The following is a 4806-nucleotide window of genomic DNA, read 5'->3' as shown; positions in this document are numbered from 1 at the left end:
GGAAATCCCTACGAGGGAAGCACCTTTTCACGGTTCCTGATGAAGCGTGTGCTGGAACTGAAGACGGTGAAAAGCCAGCGCGATATTGCGATCGAGGCGGGGTTCGTGAACCCGAACATGATGAGCCTGCTGAAATCGGGTCGGACCAAGATGCCGCTTGATCGGGTGCCGGCTCTGGCGAAGGCGCTCGACTGCGATCCGCGGCGGCTGTTCCTGCTCGCGCTGCAGCAGGGTGGCAATGAGACGACCCTGAGCGCGGTGGAGGAAATCTTCGGCACGGTGGTCACGCGCAACGAACTGGACTGGATCGAGGAGATCCGCAACGCATCCGGGAACGGCGATCCCAGGCTCACCGCACGGACACGCACCGCATTGAGGGGGATCTTCGGCAAATGAGCGAGGAAATGAACGCCACGGGCTTCAAGCTGCCGGTGGAGCGGCCCATGACAGAGAACGAGCTCGCCTGGGTTACGCTCATTCGGGCAGTCACCGATGACCGGGATCCTGCGCCCGACCTTCTTATGCTGCAGGCCCTGAGACGGGCTTGGCGAACTCGCGCTGCTCACTTCAACAGAAAGTAGCTGATTGGCCCATGATGTGTGCGCGAGTGACCCGGGCCTACTTCGCACGACTCGGACCTGCCAGATCATGAACAACGTCCGTCCGCTCAGTCCGCCTGCGCCGGCATGTGATCGCAGTTTGCCGGGTTCGCATGGGCATCCGAAGCAGCGCAGAGACCTGACAGAACTCGCCAGTGGGGTTCGGAACACATCCGCCCGGATGGATACCGCAGGCGCATCATGTTAACTTTCAACGCACGCGCCATGGGCATGTCCCCGGCCTATACCTTCAGCAGGAGCTTCAGAGTTTTCATGTCAAACTGTCGACGCGCCTGATCAGATGGACAAGCTTTCGGTCATGCATGCCTTCCGCCGTATCGTCGAACGTGGCAGCTTCTCGCGTGCGGCAGAGGATCTGGGCGTGTCGCCCGCCCTGCTGAGCCGGGAGATCAAGCTTCTGGAGGAAAGTCTGGGCAGCGCGCTGCTGACCCGGACCACGCGCTCAATGTCCCTGACCGATGCGGGGCGGCTCTACTATGACGAGGCCGCCGGTATTCTTGATGCAGTCAGCGGGGTGGAGACGCGTATCCGCGATGGCGCGGGTGCGGTGCGGGGGCATCTGAGGGTCAATGCCTCCAGTTCCTTCGGGCAGACCGTGATCGCCCCGTTCCTGCCCGGCTTCCTGCAGGCCTATCCCGATCTGCGGCTCACGCTTTCGATGGATGACCGCGTTGTCGACATGGTCGAGGGGGGCTTCGACGTCTCGATCCGGATCCGGTCTGCGATGCCGGATTCCGCGCTTGTGGCTCGAAAGATCGGCACCATTCGGCAACGGATCTTCGCCGCACCAGATTATCTTGCGCGTGCGGGCACCCCGGAACGTCCGCAGGATATCCGCAGCCATCCGGTGATCGGCTTCCTCCTCGCGGACCACCTGACACATTGGTCGCTGGAAGGACCGGAGGGCACCATCTCGATCGAGCTCGACCCGAAAGTGCGGGTGGGCAACAGCCTTGTCTTGCGCGACCTGCTGATCGCGGGCCAGGGGATCGGCACGCTGCCCGATTTCGTTTCAAACGCACCTGAAGCGATGGGAGAGCTGGTGCGCGTGCTGCCCGGGTGGGAGCTGCCGGCACCCGTCATTTTCGCGGTAACGGCTTCGCGCCTCGGTATGGATGCTCGGGTCACAGCCTTTCTCGACCATCTGCGGGCAGCTCTGCGAGGCTGACATTCTTCAATCTGCGTAAAGAATGATGTGACAGCCGGGCGGTTATTCCCGCGCGTCCCATCCCCGATCTTCCAAGGCATCGAAACACCGACGCCCAGAGAGGATCCCATGACCCGCATTCTTGTTCTCTACTATTCCAGCTATGGCCACGTGCGCCGTATGGCCGAGGCCGAAGCCGAAGGCGCGCGCAGCGTCCCCGGCACCCAGGTCGATCTGCGCCGCGTGCCAGAAACCGTGCCACATGACATCCGGCAGAAGGCCGGATTCATCTCCGATGACACGCCTGTCGCAACACCCGCCGATCTCGAACACTATGACGCGATCATCTTCGGCACCCCGACTCTGTTCGGGATGATGGCCGGGCAGATGAAGTCCTTCCTCGATCAGGCGGGCGGGCTTTGGGCGCGCAATGCCCTTGTGGGCAAGGTTGCGGCGGTCTTCGCCTCCACCGGGTCGCAGCATGGCGGGCACGAGGCAACCCTGCTGACCTTCCAGATTCCTTTGCAGCATTTCGGGATGCTGATCGCGGGCATGCCCTACAGCTTCGCCGGTCAGACCACGGCTGACGAGATCGTTGGCGGCGCGCCCTATGGCGCAGGCACCATCGCCGGGGCCGACGGGTCTCGCAGTCCGACAGAGACGGATCTCGCCGGTGCCCGTTTCCAGGGGGCGCATGTCGCCCGGATTGCGGCAAGGCTGGCCGCGGCCGATCAGAATGAGGAGGCCGCATGATGCCCGCCCTGACCATCGACTTCTTTCACGATGTCGTCTGCTGCTGGTGCTTCAACATCTCGTCTCGGATGCATGTGCTGGCGGAGCGGTTCGACCTCGACATCCGCCACCGCACCTTCGTTCTGCAAGCCGACCGGGACGAAATGGCCAGCCGTTGGGGCAGCCCTGCGAAGGCGCGCGAGACCATACTTGGTCACTGGACTGTCTGTCGTCAGGCCAGCGACCAGCCGGAGCGGATCGACATCGACGCCATGCGCGCCGCGCGCTTCGACTATCCCCATGGGATGACGGCGGCTCTCGGCTGCAAGGCTGCGGAACGCATCGGCGGGCAGGCGGCGCATTGGGCCATGTTCGACCGCCTGCAAGAGGCGCACCTGTCACAGGCGCGCGACGTGGCCAGCACGACGGTGGTTCTTGAGGCCGCGCGGGACCTTGGGTTTGAAGCCGGTCCCTTTGCCGAGATCTTTGACGACCCCGCCACGGCGCTGGCCGTTGATGCCGACCGCCAGCTTGCCCGGCGGCTTCAGGTGCGGTCCATCCCCGCGCTCGTCGTGCGCGAAACGGGCACCCGCCTTGTCAACGGGCCGGTTGAAGACCTCGCCGCGCAACTGCGCGCCGCGCGCCGTCTTGTCGCCTGAAAGGAGAGCCCCATGCGCCGTGCCTCCTTCCGCTTTGTAACAAGGCCGACACGCCATCGGTGCTTGCGCGATCTGCCCGCGCATATCCGGCGCGACATCGGTCTGCCGCCCGGGCCTGCGCGCTCAGGCTTTCCCCTCCACCTGCTCTGGTGAGTCCACAAAGGAGAAACACCATGTCCCGCAGCACCGATATCTTCCTTACCGCGCTTGCCCCGGCAATCTGGGGCAGCACCTACCTTGTCACGACCGAGGCCTTGCCCGATGGCTACCCAATGACCCTCGCCGCGTTGCGCGCATTGCCGGCTGGTCTCCTGCTCTTGCTGATCACCCGCTGCCTGCCGCCGCGAGTCTGGCTCGGGCGGGTGTTCCTTCTGGGCAGTTTCAACTTCGCACTGTTCTGGACATTGCTGTTCGTCGCTGCCTACAGACTGCCGGGCGGAGTTGCGGCGACCCTTGGGTCGCTGCAGGCGATCATGGTCATCGGTATGGCACGCGGTTGGTTGGGCACACCTGTGCGGATAGGGGCCGTCCTCTCTGCGGTGACAGGGGTTCTGGGGGTTGCGTTGCTGCTTGTCAGTCCGGATGCGTCGCCTGATCTCGTCGGGATTGCAGCCGCGCTTGGCGGGGCTGCCTCCATGGCCGCCGGAACCGTGCTGTCCCGAAAATGGCAGCCACCTGTCTCGACGCTGAGCTTCACGGCCTGGCAACTGACAGCCGGGGGGCTGATCCTGCTGCCTATGGCGCTATTGCTCGAACCAGCCCTGCCGCCGCTCTCTATCGGGAATATCGCCGGGCTTGCGTGGCTCGGTCTCATCGGCGCGGCAGCAACCTATGTGCTGTGGTTTCGGGGCATTGCGCGTCTGGAACCGGGAGCCGTCTCGATCCTCGGCATGATGAGCCCGGTGACTGCCGTGCTGCTTGGTTGGATCTGGCTCGGTCAGTCTCTGTCCGGCATGCAAATCCTTGGCGCCGCGATCGTCCTGGCCTCGGTATGGGCGGGTCAGCGTGCGAACCTGAGCCCTTTGGGAAAGCTCGTTGACAGGTCCGCCACGAACAGGATGAAAGTCGTCTAGGGAGCGCCAGGCAAACTTCTTCTCAATAGCATCCATCCAGCTTTGCCGAAGGAGTTGCTCACGCGCGCGAGATCAGAGCCGCCAACGGAAGCAGGGACAGTTGTGATAGATTGGTGAGACTGGGGGATAGTCCTCTGGCTTGCACCCAGCCAAATCTGTCAACCGGTTGTCAACTTTCGTCAACCTAACTGGGCCCGGTTGTCACCCAAGATGTAAACTTAGGAGCTCGGGATGTTACCTTTTCGCGCCAATATGCAACCCAAGCGAAGAGGCCATGGTCAATAAAACAAGGTTTTCCGGGAGAATGTTTACCAAATTCACGCGAAACAAAAAAATAATGCATTCGTGATCGATCAGTTCACACATTGGCAGGTTCGGACGGTGGTCTACCGAGCGCAATAGACACAATAGGCTAGCAGGTATTGGCGTTTCTAGCGGACACCTGAACAGCTGGAGCCCATGTGCGCCAGTGCGCAGACTGGTCAGATGTGTGCACTTTTGTGTAAAAAGTAAGGGCGTGAAAGGTTGAACGGCAGGATTGCCACGCGCCGCTCTTCGGTGGACTGCCGCGGTGA

General features: G+C 62.6%; 5 protein-coding genes. All 5 read left to right on the top strand.

The features are described 5' to 3' along the window. Window positions 1-39 precede the first annotated feature (39 nt). The 5 genes from EP237_RS22625 to EP237_RS22600 all read left to right on the top strand — a co-directional run bounded on the left by EP237_RS22625 (window position 40) and on the right by EP237_RS22600 (window position 4231). The gene (locus EP237_RS22625) at window positions 40-396 is read left to right on the top strand and encodes a helix-turn-helix transcriptional regulator (RefSeq protein WP_206052350.1); all 357 of its coding nucleotides are present in this window, start codon (window positions 40-42) and stop codon (window positions 394-396) included. A 504-nt stretch (window positions 397-900) separates the two neighbouring features. Further along, entirely contained in the window at window positions 901-1788 is an 888-nt protein-coding gene (locus EP237_RS22615) for a LysR family transcriptional regulator (RefSeq protein WP_127563079.1), read from the top strand. A gap of 108 nt (window positions 1789-1896) precedes the next feature. Beyond that, on the top strand, window positions 1897-2520 hold the full coding sequence (gene wrbA / locus EP237_RS22610) for an NAD(P)H:quinone oxidoreductase (RefSeq protein ID WP_127563078.1): 624 nt from the start codon (window positions 1897-1899) through the stop codon (window positions 2518-2520). Beyond that, window positions 2520-3158 (top strand): DsbA family oxidoreductase, encoded by a 639-nt coding sequence (locus EP237_RS22605; RefSeq protein ID WP_127563077.1) that lies wholly within the window; start codon window positions 2520-2522, stop codon window positions 3156-3158. Before wrbA ends, EP237_RS22605 begins: the two co-directional genes overlap by 1 nt. Before the next feature lie 173 nt (window positions 3159-3331). Then, window positions 3332-4231, top strand: a complete 900-nt coding sequence (locus tag EP237_RS22600; RefSeq protein ID WP_127563076.1) for an EamA family transporter — start codon at window positions 3332-3334, stop codon at window positions 4229-4231. The last annotated feature ends 575 nt before the right edge of the window (window positions 4232-4806 follow it).

This window comes from Nioella ostreopsis (assembly GCF_004000255.1).
Classification (GTDB): Bacteria; Pseudomonadota; Alphaproteobacteria; order Rhodobacterales; family Rhodobacteraceae; genus Nioella; species Nioella ostreopsis.
The sequence above is the reverse complement of the archived record's forward strand: the minus strand, read 5'-3'. Positions and strand labels throughout refer to the sequence as shown.

Coding starts and splice junctions, on each gene's coding strand:
- EP237_RS22625 (WP_206052350.1), top strand. CDS start 40: ATGAAGCGTGTGCTGGAACTGAAGACGGTGAAAAGCCAGCGCGATATT.
- EP237_RS22615 (WP_127563079.1), top strand. CDS start 901: ATGGACAAGCTTTCGGTCATGCATGCCTTCCGCCGTATCGTCGAACGT.
- wrbA (WP_127563078.1), top strand. CDS start 1,897: ATGACCCGCATTCTTGTTCTCTACTATTCCAGCTATGGCCACGTGCGC.
- EP237_RS22605 (WP_127563077.1), top strand. CDS start 2,520: ATGCCCGCCCTGACCATCGACTTCTTTCACGATGTCGTCTGCTGCTGG.
- EP237_RS22600 (WP_127563076.1), top strand. CDS start 3,332: ATGTCCCGCAGCACCGATATCTTCCTTACCGCGCTTGCCCCGGCAATC.